The sequence below is a fragment of the Actinosynnema pretiosum genome (assembly GCF_002354875.1).
In the GTDB taxonomy this organism is placed as follows: Bacteria; Actinomycetota; Actinomycetes; order Mycobacteriales; family Pseudonocardiaceae; genus Actinosynnema; species Actinosynnema auranticum.
On sequence record NZ_CP023445.1, the window covers coordinates 4,241,725 to 4,266,798 of the forward strand.

Annotated in this window: 1 protein-coding gene; it reads right to left on the reverse strand. The window is 76.7% G+C overall.

Annotated elements, in window-relative coordinates; all coding sequences use genetic code 11:
• Positions 1-47: 47 nt before the first annotated feature.
• Positions 48-24,935 (reverse strand): non-ribosomal peptide synthetase, encoded by a 24,888-nt coding sequence (locus CNX65_RS37125; RefSeq protein ID WP_096494646.1) that lies wholly within the window; start codon positions 24,933-24,935, stop codon positions 48-50.
• Between the last annotated feature and the right edge of the window lie 139 nt (positions 24,936-25,074).

The window sequence follows — 25,074 nt, forward strand, 5'->3', positions numbered from 1 at the left end:
CTGGGTTCCAGTCGGTGGTGCTGGGTTCTAACCGGTGGTGCTGGGTTCTAGCCGGTGGTGCTGCCGGGCCCGCCGTCCCCGACGGCCCGTCCCCCGGCCACGGCGTCGAGCGCCGCAGCCACGACGGGCCCGATCTGGGCCAGCGATCCCGGCTGGGTCATGCGGTCGTGCCGGGCGCCGATGTCGTGCGAGTGGACGCGCCCGGTGACGTAGGGCCGCCAGTGGTCCGGGGTCGCGGTGTCGCCGCCCCGGTCGACGGTGGAGTTGAACAGCAGCAGGTCGCCGTCGAAGAGCCCCGGCCGGTGCTCCAGCGCGAGCCGCCCGTTGTTGATCATGATCTCGACGACGGCCGCCACCTGCCGCTCGTCCAGCCCCGCGAGCGCGCTCCCCCGCTCCCGCAGCACCCGCACCACGTCGTCCCGGCTCATCGGCCCCTCGTCCACCTCGTCGGGCGCGCAGTCGAGGATGCCGACCAGCACGTCCCGCTCCGACGGGACCGGCGAGCGCTCGAAGAACTCGACGTCGACCACGGGGTAGGCGTCGAGGATCGCCAGCAGCTCCGTGCGCTCCCCCGCCTCCTGCAGCTCGCACGCCACCGCGTGCGCGATCAACCCGCCCGCCGACCACCCGAGCAGCCGGTACGGCCCGCTCGGCTGGATCTTGCGGATCTGGTCGGCGTAGTCGCGCGCCATCTCCTCGTACGACGAGGGCAGCGGCTCCACCCGGCCCAGCCCGCGCGCCTGGAGCGCGTACACCGGCTGGTCGGGCGGCAGGTGGCTGAGCAGCCCGCTGTAGCACCAGCTGATCCCGCCGCCGGGGTGCACGCAGAACAGCGGGGCCCCTGCCCCGGCCGCGCGCAGCGGCAGCAGCACGTCCAGCGCGTTGTCCGGGTCGCCCACGTCCAGGTGCGCGGCCAGCGCGGCGGGTGTGGGGGACTCGAACAGCGTGCGCAGGCCCAGCGGCACCCCGAGCACGTCGCGCACCATGGCCACCAGCCGCGCGGCCAGCAGGGAGTGCCCGCCCAGCTCGAAGAAGCCCTCGTCCACGTGCACCCGCTCGCGCCCCAGCACCCCGGCGAACAGCTCGCACAGCAACTGCTCGTGCGGGGTCCTCGGCATCAGCCCCGCACCCCGCACCGGCAGCTCCGGCGCGGGCAGCGCGGCCCGGTCGAGCTTGCCGTTCGGGGTCAGCGGCAGCGCGTCGAGCACCACGAACGCCGAGGGCACCGCGTACTCCGGCACCTGCCCGCGCAACGGCTCCGCCAGCGCGCCGGGGTCGACCGCCGCACCGGGCGCGGGGACCAGGTACGCGACCAGGCAGGGGTGCCCCGGCCGGTCCTCGCGCACCACGACGGTCGCGCGGGCCACCTCGGGCAGCCGCTCCAGCGCGGTCTCCACCTCGCCCAGCTCGATCCGGAACCCGCGCAGCTTCACCTGCCCGTCCGCGCGCCCGACGAACTCCAGCTCCCCGCCGGGCAGCCACCGCACCAGGTCCCCGGTGCGGTACATCCGGGAACCGGGCGCGCCGAACGGGTCGGCCACGAACCGCTCGGCGGTGCGACCGGGCGCGCCCACGTAGCCCCTGGCCAGCCCGGAGCCCGCGATGTGCAGCTCGCCCACCACGCCGGGCGGCGCCAGCCGCAGCCCCCGGTCCAGCACCCGCAGGCAGGTGCCGCGCGTGGGCCCGCCGATCGGCACCGGCCGCGCCGGGTCCGGCGTGGTGGTCACCCGGTGGTGGGTGGAGTACACCGTGGTCTCGGTCGGCCCGTAGGCGTTGACCACCGTGACGCCGGGGCAGGCCCGCAGCACCTGGGCGACCGCGCCGGGCGCGACCGCCTCACCTGCGGTGATCAGCTCGCGCACGTGGGCGAACGTCTCGGGCCGCTCGTCGACGAGCAGGCTGAGCAGCGAGTACGGCAGGACCAGCGCGGTGACCCGCTGCCGGGTGATCACCTCGTGCAGCACGGCCGGGTCGAACTCGCCGGGCGGGGTGACGACGACGCACCCGCCGGACAGCAGCGGGACCCACAGCTCGTAGGTGGACAGGTCGAACGCGACGGGCGCGTGCAGCAGCACCCGCTCGTGCGCCCCGCCCCGCCACACCGGGTCGAGCGCCAGCTCCACGACGTCCCGGTGGGTGACGCCGACGCCCTTGGGCGTGCCGGTGGACCCGGAGGTGTACATGACGTACGCGAGCTGCTCGGGGTGGCCCACGCCGGCCGGGACGGCGGGGGCGGGGGTCTCCGGCGCGGTGGCCTCCGGCTCGGCGGCCTCCAGCTCGGCGAGGACCTCCGGGGTGAGCACGGTCGTCGCGCCGCTGCCCCGCAGGATCAGCTCCACGCGGGCGGCCGGGTAGCGCGGGTCGAGCGGCACGTACGCCCCGCCCGCCTTGAGCACCGCCAGCAGCGCCACGACCAGCTCGGGCGAGCGCTCCAGCAGCACCGCCACCCGCGTCTCGCGCCCCACGCCCCGCCCGGTCAGCGCGGCGGCGAGCCGGTCGGCGCGGGCGTCCAGCCCGGCGTAGGTCAGCTCGGCGTCGCCGTGGACGACGGCGACCGCGTCCGGGGTGCGCCGGGCCTGCTCCGCGAACAGCCCGGCGAGGTCCCCGGCGGGCGGTTCGACGGGCGCGCCGCCCAGCTCCAGCAGCCGGTCCCGCTCGGCCGGGCCCAGCAGGTCGGCGCGCTGGAACGGGGCGTCCGGGTCGGCGGTGACGGCGTCGAGCAGCCGCGCGAAGCGGTCGACCAGAGCCGCGACGGTGTCCCGGTCGAACAGGTCGGTGGCGTGCTCGACCGCCCCGACCAGCCCGTCCGGCTCACCGTCCGGGCGGAACCGCTCGGCCAGGCTGATCGTCAGGTCGGCCCTGGCGGTGCCGGTGGGCGCGGACTCGTGGCCGATCTCCAGCCCCGGCAGGGCGAAGTCGCCGGACGGCGCGTTCTGCAGGCCGAGGACCACCTGGAACAGCGGGTGGTGCGCGAGCGAGCGGGCCGGGTTGACCGCCTCCACTAGGTACTCGAACGGCACGTCCTGGTTCGCGTACGCGGCGAGCGCGTTCTCCCTGACCCGCCCCAGCAGGCGGGTGAAGCTCGGGTTGCCGGAGGTGTCGGTGCGCAGCACGAGCGTGTTGACGAAGAACCCGACGAGGTCGTCGAGCGCCTCGTCGGTGCGCCCGGCGATGGGACTGCCGATCGCGATGTCCTCGCCCGCGCCGAGCTTGGTGAGCAGCGCGGCGAGCCCGGCCTGGAGCACCATGAACACGCTGGCGCCCTGCGCTGCGGCCAGGTCGCGCACCGCGCGGTGCAGCCGGGCGGACAGCTCGACCGGCAGCACGTCGCCCCGGTGCGAGGCGACCGCGGGGCGCGGCCGGTCGGTGGGCAGCTCGACGCACTCGGGCAGGCCGGCGAGCGCACCGGTCCAGTAGGCGAGCTGCTCGGCGAAGCGGCTGTCCGGCGCGGTGGGCTCACCGAGCAGGTCGCGCTGCCACAGCGCGTAGTCCGCGTACTGCACCGGCAGCGGGGCCCACGCCGGGGCCTCGCCCCGGCAGCGGGCGGCGTACGCGGTGGCCAGGTCGCGGGAGAGCGGCCCCATGGACCAGCCGTCCGCCGCGATGTGGTGCACCACGATCAGCAGCACGTGCTCGGTGGGCCCGGACTCGCCCGATCCGGTCTCGAACAGCTCAGCCCTGATGGGCGGCTGCTCGGCGAGGTCGAACCCGCGCCGGGCCGAGTCGAGCAGCGAGCCCGCACCGGCCGGGTGCACGAGCAGCGGCGGCGGGACGGGGTCGAGCACGTGCTGGTGCGGCACCCCGCCCTCGTCGCGGAAGACCGTGCGCAGGCTCTCGTGCCTGGCCAGCAGGTCGCCCAGCGCGTTCCGCAGCGCCTCCCGGTCGAGCGCGCCGGTGAGCCGCAGGGCCAGGGGCATGTTGTAGGTGGCGGAGGGCCCGTCGACCTGGTGCAGGAACCACAGCCGCCGCTGCGCGAACGACAGCGGCACCCGCTCGGGCCGCTCGACCGGGACGAGCGCGGGCCGGGCGGCCCCGGCCGCGTCGAGCCGCGCCGCGAGCCCCTCGGGGGTGGGCGTCTCGAACAGCGCGCGCACGTCCAGCTCCACGGCCAGCACCGCCCGCACCCGCGACACGAGCCGGGTGGCGAGCAGCGAGTGACCGCCCAGGTCGAAGAAGTCGTCGTCCACGCCGACGCGGTCGAGCCCGAGCACCTCGGCGAACAGCCCGCACAGCAGCTCCTCGCGCGGCGTGCGCGGCGAGCGGCCGGGCCGGGCGCCCGCGTCGGGCGCGGGGAGGGCGGCCCGGTCGAGCTTGCCGACCGGCGTGAGCGGCAGCGCGTCGAGCACCACGAACGCCGAGGGCACCAGGTGCTCCGGCAACCGCTCGACCAGGTGGGCCCGCACGTCGGCGACGAGCCCCCCGGTCCCGCGCCCGGCAGGCGTGGTGGTCAACTCGCCGAGCGGCCGGACCGCACCACCCCGGTGCGGTTCGACGAGCGCGGCCGGATCGGCGAAGACCACGTCCACGGTTCCGGCGAGGTCACCCCAGGTGACCCAAGCCCGCACCCCGTGCGCGGCGGCGAGGGCGTGCAGCTCCTCGGGGTCGACGGCGAGCTCGGACTCGTCCACCCCGAACCAGCTCGACGCGGTCGCACCCCCGCCGAACGCACCCGCCCGCCCGACGCCGAACGCGGCAGCACCGGCCACCCCGCCCTCCGCCCCGCCCCGCACCACGAACCCGGCCCCGGCAGGACCGCTCGCCGCAGACCCGGTCGCAGCCAGCCCGCCCGCCGCGGACCCGGTCGCGCACAGCCCGGCCCCGGCAGGCCCGGTCGGGCTGTCTGCGCCGGCTGCGGGCCCCGTTCCCGGAGCGGCACCGCCCGGCCTGCTGCTCCCCGGCCGGGAATCGGCCGACGAGCCCGCCGAACCACCCGCGAGCGGCACGCCGGCCACCCCGTCCCCGGTCGCGCTGCCCGCAAACGCCGCCCCGGCCAGCCCGGCCTCCTCCGGAACACCCGCAAACACCGCCCCAACCAGCCCCCCACCCGCCGAACCACCGGCAAACGCCGCCCCAGCCAGCTCGGCCTCCTCCGGACCACCCGCGAACGCCGCCTCGACCAGCGCGGTCTCCGCGGTGAGCCGGGCGTTCGGCACCCCGGTGACCCGCACCGGCAGCCCGGCCGCGAGCAGGGCGCGCAGGCCGTCGAGCCCGCGCGCGTCCGCCCACCCGAGCTCGGCCACCTGGATCGGCTCGGTGCGCAGCGGGGTGCGGCGCAGGGTCGCGTCGTAGCGGTGGCGGGTCAGCTCGTTGTGGGCGCGCCCGCGCTTCACCTCCACCACGACCGCGCCGATCCCGGCCACCTCGCCGCGCAGCGCGGTGAAGAAGTCCGGGTCGACCAGCAGCTCCTCCTCGGCCGCCACCGCCCGCTCGACCGCGCGCCGCGTCCCCTCCGGGTCGCCGCCCCTGGCGTGGTGCGCGGCGGCGGCGAGGGCGCGCTGGGTGCGGGGGTTGCGCACGTCGCCGACGAACAGCGCGCCACCGGGCGCGAGCAGCCCCAGCAGGCCGCGCAGCACGTCGGCGAGGTAGCCCCCGCCGGGGAAGTACTGCACCACCGAGTTGATCACGACGGTGTCGAACAGCCCCTCCGGCAGCCCCGAGGTGTCGTGCGCGGGCTGGGCCCGCAGCACCACCCGCCCGGCGAGCGCCGGGTCGAGCGCGACGCGCGCGGACAGCGCGTCCACGGCCGCCGCCGACAGGTCGGTGGCCCAGTAGGTCTCGCAGTCCGGGGCCAGCTCGGCCAGCAGCAGACCGGTGCCCACGCCGACCTCCAGCACCCGCCGGGGCCGCAGGTCGCGGATGCGCGCCACGGTCTCGTCGCGCCACTCCCGCATCTGCTCCTCGGGGATGGGCGTGCCGTCGTACGCGCTGTTCCAGCCGGTGAAGTCCGCGCCGAGCGGGACGTCTCCGGACCGGTAGTCGAGCGCGTCGTAGACCTCCCGCCACCGCCCGACGTGGTCGCGCTCGGCGGCGGTGTCGCGCTCGCGGCCGGTGCGGGGCACGAGGTAGGCGACGAGCCGGGTGTCGTCGGCCTGGTCCCGCCTGGCCACGACCGCGCAGGCGGCCACCTCGGGGTGCCCGCCGATCGCGGCCTGCACCTCCCCCGGCTCGACCCGGAACCCGCGCACCTTGACCTGCTCGTCCGCGCGCCCGACGAACTCCAGCCCGTCCGCCCGCCACCGCACCAGGTCACCCGTGCGGTACATCCGCGAGCCGGGCGCGCCGAACGGGTCGGCCACGAACCGCTCCGAGGTCAGCCCCGGACGGCCCAGGTACCCGCGCGCCACCCCGGACCCGGCGACGTACAGCTCCCCCACCACACCCGGCGGCGCCAGCCGCAGCGCGGCGTCCAGCACGCGCACCGCCGCGTGCGGCACCGCGCGCCCGATCGTCGGCGCACCGCCCCCAGGGCTGAGCGGCAGGCTCATCGTCGCGCAGACGGTGGTCTCGGTCGGCCCGTAGGCGTTGACCATCCGCCGCCCCGGAGCCCAGCGCGCCACCAGCTCCGGCGGGCACGCCTCCCCCGCGACGACCAGCGTGGTCGCGCTGACCTCCGGCACGGCGGCGAGCACCGAGGGCGGCACGGTCGCGTGCGTGATCCCCGCGCTGGCGAGCGCGCCGACCGGGTCGGTGGTCAGCACGGCGGTGGCCCCGGTGAGCAGCGCGGTGAACAGCTCCGACACCGAGGCGTCGAAGCTGGGCGAGGCGAACTGGAGCACCCGGTCGCCTGCGCCGATCGCGAACCGCTCGACCTGCGCGTCGACCAGCCGCACCACGCTCGCGTGGGTGACCACGACCCCCTTGGGCCGCCCGGTGGAGCCGGAGGTGTGGATGACGTACGCGGCGTTGCCCGCGGCGGGCCCGCCGACCGGCGCGGCGCCCCCGGCGTCCACGACCGGGTCGGGCCGGTCCACGACCAGCGCGGGCCGTGCGTCGCCGACCATGACCGCCTTGCGGGCCGCCGGGTAGGCCGGGTCCACCGGCAGGTACGCCGCCCCCGCCTTGAGCACGCCCAGCACCGCGACCACCAGCTCCAGCGAGCGCGGCAGCTCCAGCGCGACCAGGTCCTCGACCCCGATCCCGCGCGCGACGAGGTCGCCCGCGAACCGGTCGGCCCACGCGTCCAGCGCCGCGTAGCTGAGCGCGGTCCCGTCCAGCTCGACCGCGACCGCGTCCGGGTGGGCTCGGACCACCTCGCCGAACACCCCGGTCAGGGTGCGCGTCTCGGCTCCGGCGACCGAGGGCCCGGTGAGCAGGGCGCGCCGCTCGTCGGCCGAGAGCAGGTCGACGCGGCGGACCGGCAGGTCGGGATCGGCCGACACCGCGTCCAACAACCGCGTCCACCGCGTCACCAGGGTCTCGACGGTGGCCCCGTCGTACAGGTCGGTGTTGTGCTCGACGTACCCGGCGATCCCGGCGGGCGCGCCGTCCGCGTCGAACCGCTCGACCAGGCTGAACCCGAGGTCGAACTTGGCGGTGCCGGTGGGCGCGGGCACGGGTTCGACGCTCAGACCGGGCAGCTCGAAGTCGCCCATCGGGATGTTCTGCACCGCGAGCATGACCTGGAACAGCGGGTGGTGCGCGAGCGACCGGGTCGGGTTGAGCGCCTCCACGAGGTGCTCGAACGGCACGTCCTGGTTGGCGTACGCGGACAGCGCGCGCTCCCGCACCCGCGCGACCAGCTCGGTGAAGGTCGGGTCGCCGGAGGTGTCGGTGCGCAGGACGAGGGTGTTGACGAAGAACCCGACGAGGTCGTCGAGCGCCTCGTCGGTGCGCCCGGCGATCGGGCTGCCGATCGCGATGTCCGCACCCGCGCCGAGCCCGCTGAACAGGGCGGCCAGGGAGGCGTGGGCGAGCATGAACAGGCTGGCCCCGGTGCGGCGGCCCAGCTCGACCAGCCGCGCGTGCAGCCCGGCGTCGAGGTCGAGCGGGACCTGCGCGCCCCGGTAGCCTGCCACGGCCGGGTGCGGCCGGTCGGTGGGCAGGGCGATCCGCTCGGGCAGCCCGGCCAGGGCGTCTGCCCAGTGGGCGAGCTGCCTGCTGAACGCGCTGTCCGGGTCGTCGGTGGAGCCGAGCAGCTCGCGCTGCCACAGCGCGTAGTCCGCGTACTGCGCAGGCAGCGGGGCCCACGCCGGGGCCTCGCCCCGGCGGCGGGCGGCGTACGCGGTGGCCAGGTCCCGCGAGAGCGGCCCGGTCGACCAGCCGTCACCGGCGATGTGGTGCACCACCAGCAGCAGCACGTGCTCGTCGGGACCGAGCACGAACAGCGCGGCCCGCAGCGGCAGCCCGGCGGCCAGGTCGAACGGCGCCCGCGCCACCCGCGCCAGCTCCTCGGTCAGCCCACCGGCCACGCGGGTCACGTCGAGCGCGACGCGCGCCTCGGGCAGCACCCGCTGCACCGGGACGCCGTCGACCTCGGGGAAGACCGTGCGCAGGCTCTCGTGCCTGGCCACCACGTCGTCCAGCGCGGCCCGCAGCGCGTCCCGGTCCAGCGCGCCGGACAGCCGCAGCGCCACGGGGATGTTGTAGGTGGCCGACGGCCCCTCCACCCGGTCTAGGAACCACAGCCGCCGCTGCGCGAACGACAGCGGAACCCGCTCGGGCCTGGGGCGGGCGGTCAGCGCGGGACGCGCCCGCCGGGAACCGCGGGGCCCGGAGCCGTCGAGCGCGGAACCGTCGAGCCCAGGGCCGTCGAGCCCAGGGCCGTCGAGCACGGCGGCGAGCGCGGCCGGGGTGGGCGAGGTGAACAGCTCGCGCAGCGGCACCTCGACGCCGAGGGTGGTGCGGACGCGGGCGATCAGCCTGGTGGCGAGCAGCGAGTGACCGCCCAGGTCGAAGAAGTCGTCGGCCACGCCCACCTCGGGCAGCCCGAGCACCTCGGCGAACAGCCCGGTGAGCACCTGCTCGCGCGGGGTGCGCGGGGCCCGCCCGGTCACCTCCGCGACCGGGTCGGGCAGCGCGTCCCGGTCGAGCTTGCCGTTGGGCGACAGCGGCAGGTCGGCGACGGTGACGATCGCGGCCGGGACCAGGTGCTCGGGCAGCAGGACCCGCAGGAACCGGTCCAGCTCGGCCACGTCCAGCCGGTCCCCGGCGGGGACGGCGCAGGCGACGAGCCGGTCCCGCCGGACGGTCGCGGCCACCCGCGCCACGGAGGGGTGCGCGGCGAGCGCGGACTCGACCTCGCCGAGCTCGACCCGGAACCCGCGCACCTTGACCTGCTCGTCCGCGCGCCCGACGAACTCCAGCCCGTCCGCCCGCCACCGGGCCAGGTCGCCGGTGCGGTACATCCGCGAGCCGGGCGCGCCGAACGGGTCGGCCACGAACCGCTCCGAGGTCAGCCCTGGGCGGCCCAGGTACCCGCGCGCCAGGCCGGGCCCGGACACGTACAGCTCCCCCACCACCCCGTCCGGCACCAGCCGCAGCGCGGCGTCCAGCACGTGCGCGCGGGCGTTGGCGATCGGCAGCCCGATGGTCGGCGCGTCGGCGGACGGGGTGAGCGGACCGCTGGCGGTCGCGCAGACCGTGGTCTCGGTCGGCCCGTACGCGTTGACCATCCGCCGCCCCGGAGCCCAGCGCGCCACCAGCTCCGGCGGGCACGCCTCCCCCGCGACGACCAGCGTGGTCGCGCTGACCTCGCCGTCCACCGAGGCCAGGGCCGAGGGCGGCAGGGTCGCGTGGGTGACGTCCGCGCCGGTCAGCGCGGACAGCGGGTCGTCGACCGGCGCGAGCACCAGCGCGGCCCCGGTCAGCAGGGTGGCGCACAGGTCCCAGAAGGCGGCGTCGAAGCTCGGCGACGCGAGCTGGAGCACCCGGCTGCGCGGGTCGAGCGCGAGCCGCTCGACCTGGGTGGCGACGAGGCTGGGCACGCCGCCGTGGGTGACCACCACGCCCTTGGGGCGACCGGTGGAGCCGGAGGTGTAGATGACGTACGCCGGGTTCTCCGGCCGGACGAGCACCCGCGGATCGGTGTCGGGCAGCACCACCGGGTCGGTGGCAGCCGCCCCGCAGGCCACCGGTCCGCCAGCCACCGGTCCGCCAGCCACCGGTCCGCCAGCCGCCGGTCCACCAGCCGCCGGTCCACCGGCCGCCGGTCCGCCAACCGCCGGTCCGCCAGCCACCGCCCCGCCGCCAGCGGCTCCGGTGTCCACCGGTCCAGCGCCCGCTGCCCCGCCTCCCACTGCCCTGCCGCCCGCTGCCCCGCCACCCGCGAGCAGCACGCCCGCCGGGTCGTTCACCGCGTCCGGCGAGTCCACGACCAGCGCGCACCGCGCGTCGGCGAGCATCAGCTCGATGCGCGCCGCCGGGTAGGCCGGGTCGACCGGCAGGTACGCCGCGCCCGCCTTGAGCACGCCCAGCACCGCCACGACCAGCTCCACCGAGCGCGGCAGCCGCAGCGCGACCACGTCCTCGGGGCCTGCGCCGAGCGCGACGAGGGCGTGCGCGAACCGGTTGGCCCGCGCGTCCAGCTCCGCGTACGTCAGCGCCTCGGCCGCCCCGACGACGGCGGTCGCGCCGGGGGCGCGGTCGGCGACGGCCCGGAACAGGGCGGCGAAGTGCTCGCCCGCCACCGGCTTCGCCGTGTTGTTGCGGTCGGCCAGCGCCCGGTGCTCCAAGCCGCCGAGCAGGTCGACGGCGCGCAGCGGGAGCCCAGGGTCGGCGGTGACGGCGGTGAGCAGCCGGGTCCAGCGGGTCAGCAGCAGCTCGACGGTGGCCCGGTCGAACAGGTCGGTGCTGTACTCGACCGCGCCCACCAGACCACCCGGCGAGCCGTCCTCGGCGCGCCGCTCGGTGAGGCTGATGGCGAGGTCGAGCCGGGAGGTGCCGGTGGGCACCGGCACGCCGGTGACCGCCAGGCCCGGCAGGGCGAAGTCGCCGCTCGGGGCGTTCTGGACGGCGAGCACGACCTGGAGCAGCGGGTGGTGCGACAGGGACCGGGCCGGGTTGAGCACCTCCACCAGGTGCTCGAACGGCACGTCCTGGTTCGCGTACGCCTCCAGCGCCCCCTCCCGCACCCGCGCCACCAGCTCGGTGAAGCTCGGGTCGCCGGAGGTGTCGGTGCGCAGCACCAGGGTGTTGACGAAGAACCCGACCAGCTCGTCGAGCGCCTCGTCGGTGCGCCCGGCGATCGGGCTGCCGATGACGACGTCCTCACCCGCGCCGAGCTTGGTGAGCAGCCCGGCGAGCCCGGCCTGGAGCACCATGAACAGCGTCGCGCCGGATGCTCGGGCCAGGTCGGACAGCCGGGCGTGCAGACCGGCGTCCAGCTCGACGGCGAGGTGCTCGCCCCGGTGGCTGGCCCTGGCCGGGCGCGGCCGGTCGGCGGGCAGGGTGATCAGCTCGGGCAGCCCGGCGAGCCGGGTCCGCCAGTGCTCGACCTGGCGGGCGAACTCGCCGCCCTCGTCGCCCTCGTCGCCGAGCAGGTCGCGCTGCCACAGCGCGTAGTCCGCGTACTGCACCGGCAGCGGCGCCCACGCAGGCGCCTCGCCGCGAGCACGGGCCGCGTACGCGGTGGCCAGGTCGCGCGAGAGCGGCCCCATGGACCAGCCGTCCGCCGCGATGTGGTGCAGCACCACCAGCAGCACGTGCTCGTCCGGCCCGGTCACGAACAGCGCGGCCCGGATCGGCTGCTCCACCGCCAGCGCGAACTCGCGCACCGCGCAGGCCCGCAGCAGCGGCGGCAGGTCGGCCCCGGTGGCGTCCACGACGGCCCACGGCACGCGCACCCCGTCCAGCACGGCCTGCGCGGGCACGCCGTCCCGGTCGGGGAAGACGGTGCGCAGGCTCTCGTGCCGCGCGGCCACGTCGTCCAGCGCGGCCCGCAGCGCCTCCCGGTCCAGCGGCCCGGCCAGCCGCAGCGCGAGCGGCAGGTGGTAGGCCCCGGACGCCTCGTCGACCTGCTCCAGGAACCACAGCCTGCGCTGCGCCGGCGAGAGCGGCACCAGGGCCGGGCGCGGCCGGGCGGTCAGCGGGGCGCGGACGCCCCCGCCGGACAGCCGGGTGGCGAGCCCGGCCGCCGTGGGCGCCTCGAACAGGGCCCGCAGCCCCGGTTCCGCGCCGAGGGTCGCGCGCACCCGCGACAGCAGCCGGGTGGCGAGCAGCGAGTGACCGCCCAGGGCGAAGAAGTCCTCGTCCACGCCCACCTCCGGCAGCCCGAGGACCTCGGCGAACAGCTCGCGGAGGATCTCCTCGCGCGGGGTGCGCGGGCGTCGGGCGGCCTCCGGCTCGTCGGCTCCGGGGGCGGGCAGCGCGGCCCGGTCCAGCTTCCCGTTGGGGGTCAGGGGGATCGCGTCGAGCAGCACGACCGAGGACGGCACGAGGTGGTCGGGCAGCAGGTCGGCCAGGTGCGCGCGCAGGGCGCGGGCGGTCGGCGCGCGGCCGGGCGCGGGCACGGCGTACCCGACCAGCCGGGCCCCGCCGGGCACGTCGGAGCGGGCGAGCACGACGGCCCTGGCCACCTCGGGGTGCCCGGCGAGCGCCGCCTCCACCTCACCCGGCTCCACCCGGAAGCCGCGCACCTTCACCTGGTCGTCCGCACGGCCGCCGAACTCCAGCTCGCCGTCGGCGCGCCACCGGGCCACATCGCCCGTGCGGTACATCCGGGAGCCCGGCCCGCCGAACGGATCGGCCACGAACCGCGCCGAGGTCAGCCCCTGCCGGCCCAGGTAGCCGCGCGCGAGCCCCGCGCCCGCCAGGTACAGCTCACCCGGCACGCCGGGCGGGACGGGCCGCAGCGCGGCGTCGAGCACGTACACCGCCGTGTTCGCCACCGGACGCCCGATCGGCACCGGCAGCGGGCACGCGGACAGGTCCGCGGGCAGCGGGAACGCGGTCACCACGTGCGTCTCGGCGGGCCCGTAGTGGTTGTGCAGCGCCCGCCCCGGCACGCGCCGCTGGAACTCGCGCAGCGCGCCGCCCAGCCGCATCGCCTCGCCCGCCTGGGCGAGCAGGCGCAGCGCGGGCAGGTCCCGGCCGCGCTCGTTCGCCGCCTCCGCCACGGCTTCGAGGACCAGGTCCGGCGCGTACAGCTCCTCGACGCGGTGCCGGTCGAGCCAGTCGACGAGCAGCTCGGCGCTGCGCCGCTGCTCCTCGTCCGGCACGACCAGGGTCTTGCCGAACAGCAGCGCGGACAGGATCTCCTGCGCGGACACGTCGAAGCTGGTGGAGGTGAACTGGGCGACCCGCGCGCCGACCTCGCCGCCGAGGGCGCGGTGGTGCCAGCGCAGCAGGTTGACCAGCGCGCCGGCGGGCATCACGACGGCCTTGGGCGTTCCGGTGGAGCCCGAGGTGTAGATGACGTACGCCGGGTGCCTCGGGTCGTGCCCGACGCCCAGTGGTGCGCTGGTGTCGTTCCAGTGGGCGCGCACGTCCGCCGGGTCGTCCAGCACGAGCACGGGCCGAGCGTCGGCGAGCATGAACTCCACCCGCGCCGCCGGGTAGGCCGGGTCGACCGGCAGGTAGGCCGCGCCGGTCTTGAGCACGGCGAGGAGCGCGACGAAGTGCTCGACGCCCCTGGGCAGCCGCAGCGCCACGACCCGCTCGGGCCCGGCCCCGCGCCCGATGAGGACGTGGGCGAGCGCGTCGGACCGGGCGTCCAGCTCGGCGTAGGTCAGCTCGGCGTCGCCGAAGACGACCGCGGTGGTGTCCGGGGTGCGGCGGACCTGCGCGGCGAACAGCGCGGGCAGGCTCGCCACCGGCTCGGGGTGGGCGGTGCGGTTGCGCTCGACCAGCAGCAGGTGGCGCTCGGCGTCGGTGAGCACGTCGAACCGCCCCAGCGGGCGGGCCGGGTCGGCGAGCGCGGTCTCCAGCAGCCGCGCCCAGCGGGTGACCAGGGCCTGGACCGTGGTGGCGTCGAACAGGTCGGCGGCGTACTCGACCCAGCCGTGCACTCCCCCGGCGCCCTCGCGCTCCAGCAGCGTGACGGACAGGTCGAACATGGCGGTGGCCGGGTGCACCGGCACGACCTCGGTGGCCAGGCCCGGCAGTGCGAGGCCGGAGCGGGGCACGTTCTGCAGCGCCAGCACCACCTGGAACAGCGGCTGGTGCGACAGGGACCTGGCCGGGTTGACCGCCTCCACGACCCGGTCGAACGGCAGGTCCTGGTTGGCGTACGCGGCCAGCGCGCTCTCCCGCACCCGCCCCAGCAGCTCGGTGAAGCTCGGGTCGCCGGAGGTGTCGGCGCGCAGCACCAGCGTGTTGACGAAGAACCCGACGAGGTCGTCGAGCGCCTCGTCGGTGCGGCCCGCGATGAGCGTGCCGACCGGGATGTCGTGGCCCGCGCCCATCCGGCTGAGCAGGGCGGCGAGCCCGGTCTGGAGCACCATGAACAGGCTCGCGCCGTGCTCGCGGCCCAGCTCGACCAGCCCCCGGTGCAGCTCGGGGCCCAGCTCGACGGGCAGGCGTCCGCCCCGGTAGGAGGCGGTGGCGGGGCGCGGCCGGTCGGTGGGCAGGGCCAGCCGCTCGGGCAGGCCGGCCAGCGCGCGGGTCCAGTGCGCGGTCTGGCGGGCGGCGGCGCCGCGCTCGTCGGCGGGGTCGCCGAGCAGGTCCTCCTGCCACAGCGCGTAGTCCGCGTACTGCACGGGCAGCGGCGCCCAGTCCGGTCCGCCGCCGCGCAGGCGGGCCGCGTAGGCGGTGGCCAGGTCGCGGGCCAGCGGGCCGAGGGACCAGCCGTCACCGGCGATGTGGTGCACCACCAGCAGCAGCACGTGCTCGTCGGGCGCGAGCGCGAACAGCTCGGCGCGCAGCGGCGGGTGCGCGACGAGGTCGAAGCCGCGCGCCGCCGAGGCGGTCAGCAGCTCGGACAGGTCGCCGTCCGCCGCGCGCACCGGCAGGTCGGGGCGGAACGAGTCGAGCACGACCTGGTGCGGGGTGTCGCCGTGCGCCGGGTAGACCGTGCGCAGCACCTCGTGCCGGGTGACCAGGTCGCCGAGGGCGGCTTCGAGCGCGGCCCGGTCCAGCTCGCCGGTGAGCCGCCAGGCCAGCGGGATGTTGTAGGTGGCGGAGGGGCCTTCGAGCTGGTGCAGGAACCACAGCCTGCGCTGCGCGGACGACAGCGGCAGCACGTCCGGCCTCGGCGCGCGGGTCACGGCGGGGCGGGCCCGGTCGGCGCCGTCGAGCACGGCGGCGAGCCCGGCGACCGTCGGGGAGCCGAACAGGGCGCGCAGGTCGAGCTCGACGCCGAGGGCGGAGCGCACCCGCGACACCAGCCGGGTGGCGAGCAGCGAGTGACCGCCCAGGGCGAAGAAGTCGTCGTCCGCGCCGACCTCGGCCACGCCCAGCACCTCGGTGAACAGCTCGCACAGCACCCGCTCCCGAGGGGTGCGGGCGGGGCGGCTGCGGCGGGCCGGGGCGGGGGACGGCGCGGGCAGGGCCTCGCGGTCGAGCTTGCCGTTGCCGGTCAGCGGGATCGCGTCGAGCGCGACGAACACCGAGGGCACCATGTGCCGGGGCAGCCGGTCGGCCAGGTGCGCCCGCAGGCGCTCGGGGTCGTGCTCGGTCCCGGCGGCGGGCACGGTGTAGGCGACCAGCCGGGTGTCGTCGGCGCCCTCGCGGCGTGCGGTGACGGCGGCCTGCGCGACGTCCGGGTGCGCGCCGAGCACGGCCTCGATCTCGCCCGGCTCGATGCGGAAGCCGCGCACCTTCACCTGGTCGTCGGCGCGGCCCGCGTACTCCAGGCTGCCGTCCGCGCGCCACCGGGCGAGGTCGCCGGTGCGGTACACGCGCTCACCGGGCCCGCCGAACGGGTCGGCGACGAACCGGGTCGCGGTCAGGCCGGGCCGGTTCAGGTAGCCGCGCGCGAGCCCCGCGCCCGGCACGTACAGCTCCCCCACCACCCCCGGCGGCACGGGCGAGAGCGCGGGGTCGAGCACGTACGCGCCCAGGTCCGGGATGGGGACGCCGATGGCGCTGCCGGGGTCGGCGGCCCGCGCGCGGTCCAGCGGCAGGTGGGTGACGTGCACCGTGGTCTCGGTGATCCCGTACATGTTGACCAGCGCGGGCGCGTCGTCGGCGTGCCGCGAGTACCAGCCCGCCAGCCGGGTGGGCTCCAGGGCCTCGCCGCCGAACACCACGTACCGCAGCGCGTCCAGCCTGGTCGGGCGCTCCCGCTCGGCCCGGTCGAGCTGGTGGAACGCGGACGGGGTCTGGTTGAGCACGGTGACGCGCTCGCGCTCCAGCAGCTCCAGGAACCGCTCGGGCGAGCGGCTGGTCCCGTGCGGCACCACGACGAGCCTGCCGCCGTGCAGCAGGGCGCCCCACAGCTCCCAGACGGAGAAGTCGAACGCGTAGGAGTGGAACAGGGTCCACACGTCGTGCTCGCCGAACGCGAACAGGTGGTCGGTGGCCTCGAACAGCCGCACCACGGTGGCGTGCGGGACGACGACGCCCTTGGGCGTGCCGGTGGAGCCGGAGGTGTAGATCACGTACGCCGCGCAGGCCGGGTCGACGCGCGCCGGGGGCGCGGTGGTGGGCGCGGCGGCCAGCAGCTCGGTGGTGCGCTCGGCGGCGAGGTCGAGCCCGCCCTCCCCCACCAGCAGCGCGGGCGCGGCGTCGGCGAGGGTGGCCGCGACGCGCGCGGCCGGGTAGTCCGGGTCGATCGGCAGGTAGGCGGCCCCGGTCTTGAGCACGGCGAGCACCGCGACGACCAGGTCGAGCGAGCGCGGCAGCACCAGGGCGACCAGCCGCTCCGGCCCGGCCCCGCGCGCGGCCAGCAGGTGCGCCAGGCGGTTCGCGCGCTCCTCCAGCTCGCGGTAGGTCAGCTCGGCCCCGTCCGAGGTGACGGCGACGGCGTCGGGCACGAGCGCGGCCCGCGCGGCGAACAGCTCGTGCAGCGCGGCCCTGGGCGCGGCCACCGGTCGGGGGCGGCGCGGCAGCTCCCGCCGCTCGGTCGCGGTGAGCAGGTCGACCCGGCCGATCGGGCGCGCCGGGTCGGCGGTCACGGCGGTGAGCAGCCGGGCCCAGCGGGCGATGAGCACCTCGACGGTGGACCGGTCGTACAGGTCGCTGGAGTACTCCACGAACCCGCCGAGCCCGGCGGGCGCGCCGTCGGCGTCGTGCCGCTCGGTCACCGAGAAGATCAGGTCGAGCTTGGACGTGGTGGTCGTGATCGACAGCGGGGACGCGGTCAGCCCGTCCGGGGCGAAGTCGGCGCGCGGCGCGTTCTGCAGCACGAGCATGACCTGGAACAGCGGGTGGTGCGCGAGCGAGCGCGGCGGGTTGAGCACCTCGACCAGGTGCTCGAACGGCACGTCCTGGTGCGCGTACGCGGCCAGCGCGCGCTCCCGCACCCGGCGGAGCAGCTCGGTGAAGCTCGGGTCGCCGGAGGTGTCGGCGCGCAGCACGAGGGTGTTGACGAAGTAGCCGACGAGGTGGTCGAGCGCCTGGTCGGTGCGGCCCGCGATGAGCGTGCCGACCGGGATGTCGTGGCCCGCGCCGAGCCGGGTGAGCAGGGCGGTGAGCCCGGCCTGGAGCACCATGAACAGGCTCGCGCCGTCCCGGCCCGCCAGGTCGCGCAGGGCGCGGTGCAGCTCGCCGGGCAGGTCGATCTCGACGAACCCGCCCCGGTGCGAGGCGACCGGGGGGCGCGGCCGGTCGGTGGGGAGCCGGAGCACCTCGGGCAGCCCGGCGAGCGCGCCGGTCCAGTGCGCGGCCTGGCGGGCGAAGGAGCTGGTCCGGTCGGTGTGGTCGCCCAGCAGCCGGTGCTGCCACAGCGCGTAGTCCGCGTACTGCACGGGCAGCGGCGCGAAGTCGGGGGCGTGGCCGCGCAGGCGGGCGGTGTAGGCGGTGGCCAGGTCGCGGGCCAGCGGGCCGAGGGACCAGCCGTCACCGGCGATGTGGTGCACCACCAGCAGCAGCACGTGCTCGTCGGGCGCGAGGGCGAACACCTGGGCGCGCAGCGGCAGCTCGGTCTCCAGGTCGAAGCCCCTGGTGGCGGCGGCGGTCGCGGTGGCGGCCAGGTCGCACTCGGCGACGGGCGACACCGGCACGCGCGGGCGCGGGGGCGCGTCGAGCACGAGCTGGTGGGTGGCTCCGCCGGTGTCGGGGAACAGGGTGCGCAGGCTCTCGTGCCTGGCGAGCACGTCGGCGAGCGCGGCTTCGAGGGCGGGCAGGTCCAGCGCGCCGGTGAGCCGCCAGGCCAGCGGGATGTTGTAGTTCGCGCTCGCGCCCTCCAGCTGGTGCAGGAACCACAGCCTGCGCTGGGAGAACGACAGCGGCACGCGCTCGCCGCGCTCCTGCGGGGTCAGCGCGAGCCTGGCCCGGCCCGCGCCGCCGAGCACGGCCGCCAGGCCCGCCGGGGTGGGGCTCTCGAACAGGGTGCGCAGCTCCAGCTCCACGCCGAGGGTGGCGCGCACCCGCGACACGAGCCGGGTGGCGAGCAGCGAGTGGCCGCCCAGGTCGAAGAACCCGTCGTCCACGCCGACGCCCGCCACGCCCAGGACCTCGCCGAACAGCTCGCACAGCAGCTGCTCCTGCGGGGTGCGGGCGGCGCGCCCGCCGACGAGGGCGGTCTCGGGCTCGGGCAGGGCCTTGCGGTCGAGCTTGCCGTTGCCGGTCAGCGGGATCGCGTCGAGCGGCACGAACGCGGCGGGCGCCATGTGCGCGGGCAGCCGCTGCGCAAGGTGGGCGCGCAGGGCGTCGGGGCGCGGGTGGGCGCCGGGGGTGGCGACGGTGTAGGCGACGAGCCGGGTGTCGTCGGCGCGGTCCTGCCTGGCGACGACGACGGCCTGCGCGACCTCGGGGTGCTCGGCCAGCGCGGCCTCGATCTCGCCCAGCTCGATGCGGAAGCCGCGCACCTTCACCTGGTGGTCGGCGCGGCCCAGGAACTCCAGCGCGCCGTGGCGGTTGCGGCGGGCGAGGTCGCCGGTGCGGTACATGCGCCTGCCCGGCTCGCCGAACGGGTCGGCGACGAAGCGGGTCGCGGTCAGGCCGGGCCGGTTCAGGTAGCCGCGCGCGAGGCCGGCGCCGGAGATGTGCAGCTCGCCGGTGACGCCGGTCGGGACGGGCTTGAGCCGGGCGTCCAGGACGTGGGCGCGCAGGTCGGGGATGGCCGCGCCGATGTCGCTGGGCGCGCCGGGGACGGCGCGGGAGCGGTCGAGCGCGGTGTGGGTGACGTGCACCGTGGTCTCGGTGATGCCGTACATGTTGACCAGCGCGGGCGCGTCGTCGGCGTGCCGGGAGTACCAGTCCGCCAGGCGCGGCAGGTCGAGCGCCTCGCCGCCGAACACCACGTAGCGCAGGGCGTCCAGGGTGGTGGGGTGCTCGCGCTCGGCCCGGTCGAGCTGGTGGAACGCGGACGGGGTCTGGTTGAGCACGGTGACGCGCTCGCGCTCCAGGAGTTCCAGGAAGCGCTCGGGCGAGCGGCTGGTCTCGTGCGGGACGACGACGAGCCTGCCGCCGTGCAGCAGCGGGCCCCACAGCTCCCAGACGGAGAAGTCGAACGCGTAGGAGTGGAACAGGGTCCACACGTCGTGCTCGTCGAAGCCGAACCAGTGGTCGGTGGCGTCGAACAGGCGCACCACGGTGGCGTGCGGGACGACGACGCCCTTGGGGGTGCCGGTGGAGCCGGAGGTGTAGATCACGTACGCCGCGCACTCCGGGTGGACGGCGACGGCGGGGCGGGTGGGGTCGAGCGCGTCCCAGTCGACGGCGTCCAGGTCGACGGTGTCCAGGTCGAGCGCGTGCTCCTGGGCGGTCCCGCCCGCGGTGACCAGCAGGGCGGGGCGCGCGTCGTCGAGCAGGAACGCCACGCGGGCGGGCGGGTAACCGGGGTCGACCGGCAGGTACGCCGCGCCGGACTTGAGCACGGCGAGCACCGCGACGACCAGGTCGAGCGAGCGCGGCAGCGACAGGGCGACCAGCCGCTCCGGTCCGGCCCCGCGCTCGACCAGCAGGCGCGCCAACCGGTTCGCGCGGGCGTCCAGCTCCGCGTAGGTCAGGGCCGCGCCGTCGCAGGTGACGGCGACGGCGTCCGGGGCGCGGTCGACGCGCGCCTCGAACAGGGCATGCAGCGCGCCGCGCGGGCGGTGGGTGACCTGCGGGGTGGTGGCGCGTTCGGCGGCGGTGCGCACGTCGAACGCGCTCAGCCGCCTGCCGGGGTCGGCGACGACCTGGCGCAGCAGGTCGAGCCAGCGGCGCACGAGCAGTTCGGCGGTGTCCCGGTCGAACAGGTCGGCGCTGTACTCGGCGCTGCCGGTGACGCCCGAGGGCGCGCCGTCGGCGGTGGTGGTCTCGGTGAGGATCAGGCTCAGGTCGCACTTGGCGGTGCCGGTGTGCACCAGCTCGGCGACGCCGGTCAGGCCGGGCGGGTCGAACGGGCCCAGCGGGTCGTGCTGGAGGGCGAGGAGGGTCTGGTACAGCGGGTTGTGCGCGAGGGAACGGGTCGGGTTGAGCGCCTCCACCAGGCGCTCGAACGGCACGTCCTGGTGCTCGTAGGCGGCCAGCGCGGTCTCGCGCACCCGGTCGAGCAGCTCGGTGAACGTCGGGTCGCCGGAGGTGTCGGCGCGCAGCACGAGGGTGTTGACGAAGAACCCGACGAGGTCGTCGGCGGCGGTGTCGGAGCGGCCTGCGACCGGGGTGCCGATCGGGATGTCCCGGCCCGCGCCGAGCTTGTCCAGCAGGGCGGCGAGCGCGGCCTGGAGCACCAGGAACAGGCTCGCGCCCCGGTCGAGCGCCACCGCGCGCAGGCCCCGGTGCAGGTCGGCGGGCAGCACGACCGGCACGACGCCGCCGAGGTGGCTGGTCGTGGTGGGGCGGGGCCGGTCGGTGGGCAGGTCGAGCACCTCGGGCAGCCCGGCGAGGGCGCGCCGCCAGAACGCGAGCCCCCGCGCGGCCCGGCTGTTCGGGTCGGCCTCGTCGCCGGCGGTCTCGGCCAGCCACAGCGCGTGGTCGGCGTACTGCACCGGCAGCGGCGCCCAGTCCGGGGCCGCGCCGCGCAGCCGGGCGGTGTAGGCGGTGGCGACGTCGCGGGAGAGCGCTCCCATCGACCAGCCGTCGGAGGCGATGTGGTGCGCCACGAGCAGCAGCGCGTGCTCCTCGGGGCCGGTGCTGAACAGCTCGGCGTGCAGCGGGACGTCGGCGGCGAGGTCGAACCCGTGGCGGGCGGAGGCGGCGAGCAGGGCGGGGAGGGCGTCGGCGGTGGTGGCGGTGGCCGGCAGCGGCAGCGGGGCCGGGGGCAGCACGTGCTGCACGGGTTCGCCGTCGACGAACGGGAAGACCGTGCGCAGGCTCTCGTGCCTGGCGACCACGTCGCCGAGGGCGGCGCGGAGCGCGTCCCGGTCCAGTGCGCCGGTGAGCCGCAGCGCCAGGGGGATGTTGTAGGTGGCGCCCGCGCCTTCGACCTGGTGCAGGAACCACAACCGGCGCTGCGCGGGCGAGAGCGGCACCCGCTCCGGCCGGGGCCGGGGCCGCAGCGGGGCGCGGGCGGGCGCGGCGGCGTCGACGCGGGCGGCGAGCGCCTCGGGCGTCGGCGCGTCGAACAGGTCGGCCAGCCCGAGCTCGACCCCGAGCGAGGCCCGCACGGCGGCGACCAGCCGAACGGCGAGCAACGAGTGCCCCCCGAGCGCGAAGAAGTCGACGTCGGCCGCGACCGGCGCGACCCCGAGCACCTCGCCGAACAACCCGCACAGCACCCGCTCCCGCTCACCGCGCGGGGGCCGCCCTTCGCCGACCTCGACGCCGACGTCGGGCAGGGCCCTGCGATCGAGCTTGCCGCTGGTGGTGAGCGGAAGCGCGTCGAGCACGACGAACACCGAGGGGACCATGTGCTCGGGGAGCCGCTCACGCAGGTGGGCCCGCAGGGCGGCGGGGGTGGGCATGGTGCCGGAGGTGGGCAGGGCGCCGGAGGCAGGCAGGGCGCCTGAGGCGGCGGTGCCCGGCACGGCATCGGAGGCTGCGGGGTCGGCAGGGGCGGCGGCGGACGTGGCGGTGTCCTGTGTTGCCGTGCCGTGTGCCGTGTCCGCGGGCACCAGGTAGGCGGCGAGGTGGTTGGCGCCGCCGCGGTGGCGGACGACCACGGCGGCCCGTGCGACGCCGGGGTGTTCGAGCAGGCGCGCCTCGACCTCGCCCGGTTCGACCCGGAAGCCGCGCACCTTGACCTGGTCGTCGGCGCGGCCGAGGTGCTCCAGGTCGCCGGCGCCGGTGCGGCGCACGAGGTCGCCGGTTCGGTACATGCGCCGGCCGGGCTCGCCGAACGGGTCGGCGACGAAGCGCTCTGCGGTCAGGGCCGGTTGTCCGAGGTAGCCGCGTCCCACACCCGCGCCAGCCAGGTACAGCTCCCCCGGCACGCCGGGGGGCGAGGGCTGGAGGGCGCTGTCGAGCACGAGCGCCCGCACGTGCCCGATCGGCCGCCCGATGACCGGCCTGGCCGAGTCCGCGAGGTCCGCGGTGGTGGCGTCGACGGCGCACTCGGTGGGGCCGTAGTGGTTGACCGCGCGCACCCCGTCGACCGCGCGCAACCTGCGCCACAGCTCCTCGGGCACCGCCTCCCCACCCGCGACCACCACCGAGGGCCGCCGCGCGGGGTCGTCCAGCAGGCCCTTGGCCACCAGGACGCGAAGGTAGGACGGCGCGGACTCGACGAAGTCGAGCCGCTGGGCGGCGACGTGCGCGACGCAGGCGGCGGGGTCGGTCCAGGTCGCGTGGTCGACCACGTGCAGCTCGTGCCCGGCGAACAGGCACGCGAGCTGGTCCCAGGTGGCGTCGAAGGAGGTCGACGTGCTCCAGGCGACCCGCAGCGGGCGCGCGGACGTGGCGAACAGCGTGGTCCGGTGGTGGACGAGCAGGTTCGCGAGGGCGCCGTGGGTGATCACGACGCCCTTGGGGCGACCGGTGGAACCCGAGGTGTGCAGCGCGTAGGCGGCCTGACGCGGGTCGACGGGGAAGGAGGTGGGGGCGGGGGAGGTGGTCGCGCGCGAGGCGGAGGCTGGCGGGGTGGTGTCGCTGTGGCGGCGGGCGGCGGGGACGGTGAAGGTCTGCTGCCTCAGGGCGACGGCGCCGGTTTCGGCGTGGGTGCGCCCGTCCTGGCAGGCGGCCTCGTTCTGGAGCTGCTCGGCGCTTCCCCGAGCAGCGGACTCGGGCTCGGGCATGGGCTCGGGCTCGGACTCGACCAGGAGATCGGCCACGAGCAAGGAGTTCGTGGGCAGCACACCCGCGAGTTCGCGTGCGGTGGTGGCGTCGGTGAGCACCGAGGTCGGGCGGATGTCGGCGAGCAGGTCGGCGATTCGGGCTGGTGGTTGGGCCGGGTCGAGCGGGGCGCAGGCCGCGCCGCGCTTGAGGACGGCCAGCAGTGCGGTCGCCAGATCGGCCGACCTGGGCATGGCCAGTGCGACGAAGTGCTCTGCCCCGATGCCGTGCGCGTGCAGGGCGCGGCTGAGCCGTTCGGCGCGGGCGTCGAGTTCGGCGTAGGTCAGGGTGGTGTCGCCGTGCACGACGGCGACCGCGTCCGGTGTCGTCGCGACCTGCTCGGCGAACAGCTCGGCAGGGGTTGTCGTGTCCGCAGGGGCTGTCGTGGCGGACTCGGCGGGTGGTGGTGTTGCGGGGCCCGGTACGACGAGGCCGGTCGGGGTGACCGTCGCGGGGCCGGGTTGGGGTGGCAGGACGAGGGTGGTGGGGGTCAGGCTCACTCGGCCGATCGGGGTGGCCGGGGTGATCGGGGCGAGGTTGGCCACCAAGGCGGCCAGGCGGGCGCGGTGGGCCTCGGCGCGGTGTTCGACGGGGGCGTCGGCGGTCGCGTGCACCTCCACGCACGGCTTTCCGTCGTCCCAGGCCAGGAGGCTCAGGGTGGGGCCGAGGCTGGTGGACAGGGGGTGCGCGGTGACCGGGTGGCCCGCGAAGCCCGCGGCCGGGCGGAAGGGCATGATGTTGACGACCGCGTGGAACAGGGCGCCCACGCCCAGGTCGCGGTGCAGGTCCTCGTAGCGGTAGCGCTGGCGGGGCAGTGCGGCGGTCATCTCCCGCCTGGTGGCGGTGACCAGGTCGCCCCAGCGGGTGTCCGGGCGCACCGGCAGGCGCAGCGGGACCACGTTGGCCGCCACGGCGATCGAGTCCGCCAGCAGGGCGTCGCCCCTGGGGCGGCCGGACACGACGAGGCCGAGCACGACGTCCCGCTCGCCGGTGAGGCGGTGCGCGTACAGCGCGGTGGCGGCGACGAGCGCTCGGGTCCAGGTGGCGCCGGACCGCCTGCCCACGTCCGCCAGGCCGGCCACGTCGCCGAGGTCGGCCGAGCGGACCACGGCCCTGGGATCGCCCGCCGGTGTCGTGAGCTCCGGCGGAGAGGCCAGGTGGCTCGCCCAGTGCGCGCGGTCCTCGGCGGCACGGCCCGAGGAGCGGTAGGCCAGGTCGTGCGCCACGACCTCGCGCAGCGGGGTGACGACCGGCTCGAACGGCAGGCCCTCGGCGAGCGCGGCGCAGGCCTCGCCGACGCGCCTGCTGAGCAGCCGGTAGCCGAAGCCGTCGGTGACGAGGTGGTGGTAGCCCTGGTACCACACGAAGTTCTCGTCGGAGAGCTTGATCAGGGCGAACGCGAACAGCCGGTCGTGGGCGAGGTCGACGGGGCGGTGCAGGTGGCGGCGGGACCAGTCGAGCGCCGCCGCGCGCGGTTCGGGCTCGGCGGAGAGGTCCAGGGTGGTCAGCTCCCAGTCCCGGTCGCCGCGCTCGACCTGCGCCGGGCCGTCCGGTCCCTCCACCACCCGGACGTGCAGCACGTCCGCCGCGTCCACGACCAGGCGCAGCGCCCGCTCGAACACCACCGGGTCGACCGCGCCGTGGATCTCCAGGCACTCCCCGATCCGGTAGGACGGGATCGGGCCGCCCGCGCGCTGCTCGGCGAACCAGATCTCGCGCTGTGCCGTGGTGAGGGGGACGACGGCGCCATCGGGCCGGGACATGGCGGAACCTTCCGGGTGTTCGCGGGGGAGCGTGTGGGAGGGACTGGATCGGCGACCACCCGACCCCGTCCTGCCCCGTGGGGACCGCGCGGACCCGCCTGGTGCGGAGGTTCCGGAGCGGGGGTTCCGGGACGGAGGC

Excerpts from the sequence above, each read along its gene's own strand:
- CNX65_RS37125 (WP_096494646.1), bottom strand. The coding sequence starts at position 24,935 with ATGTCCCGGCCCGATGGCGCCGTCGTCCCCCTCACCACGGCACAGCGC.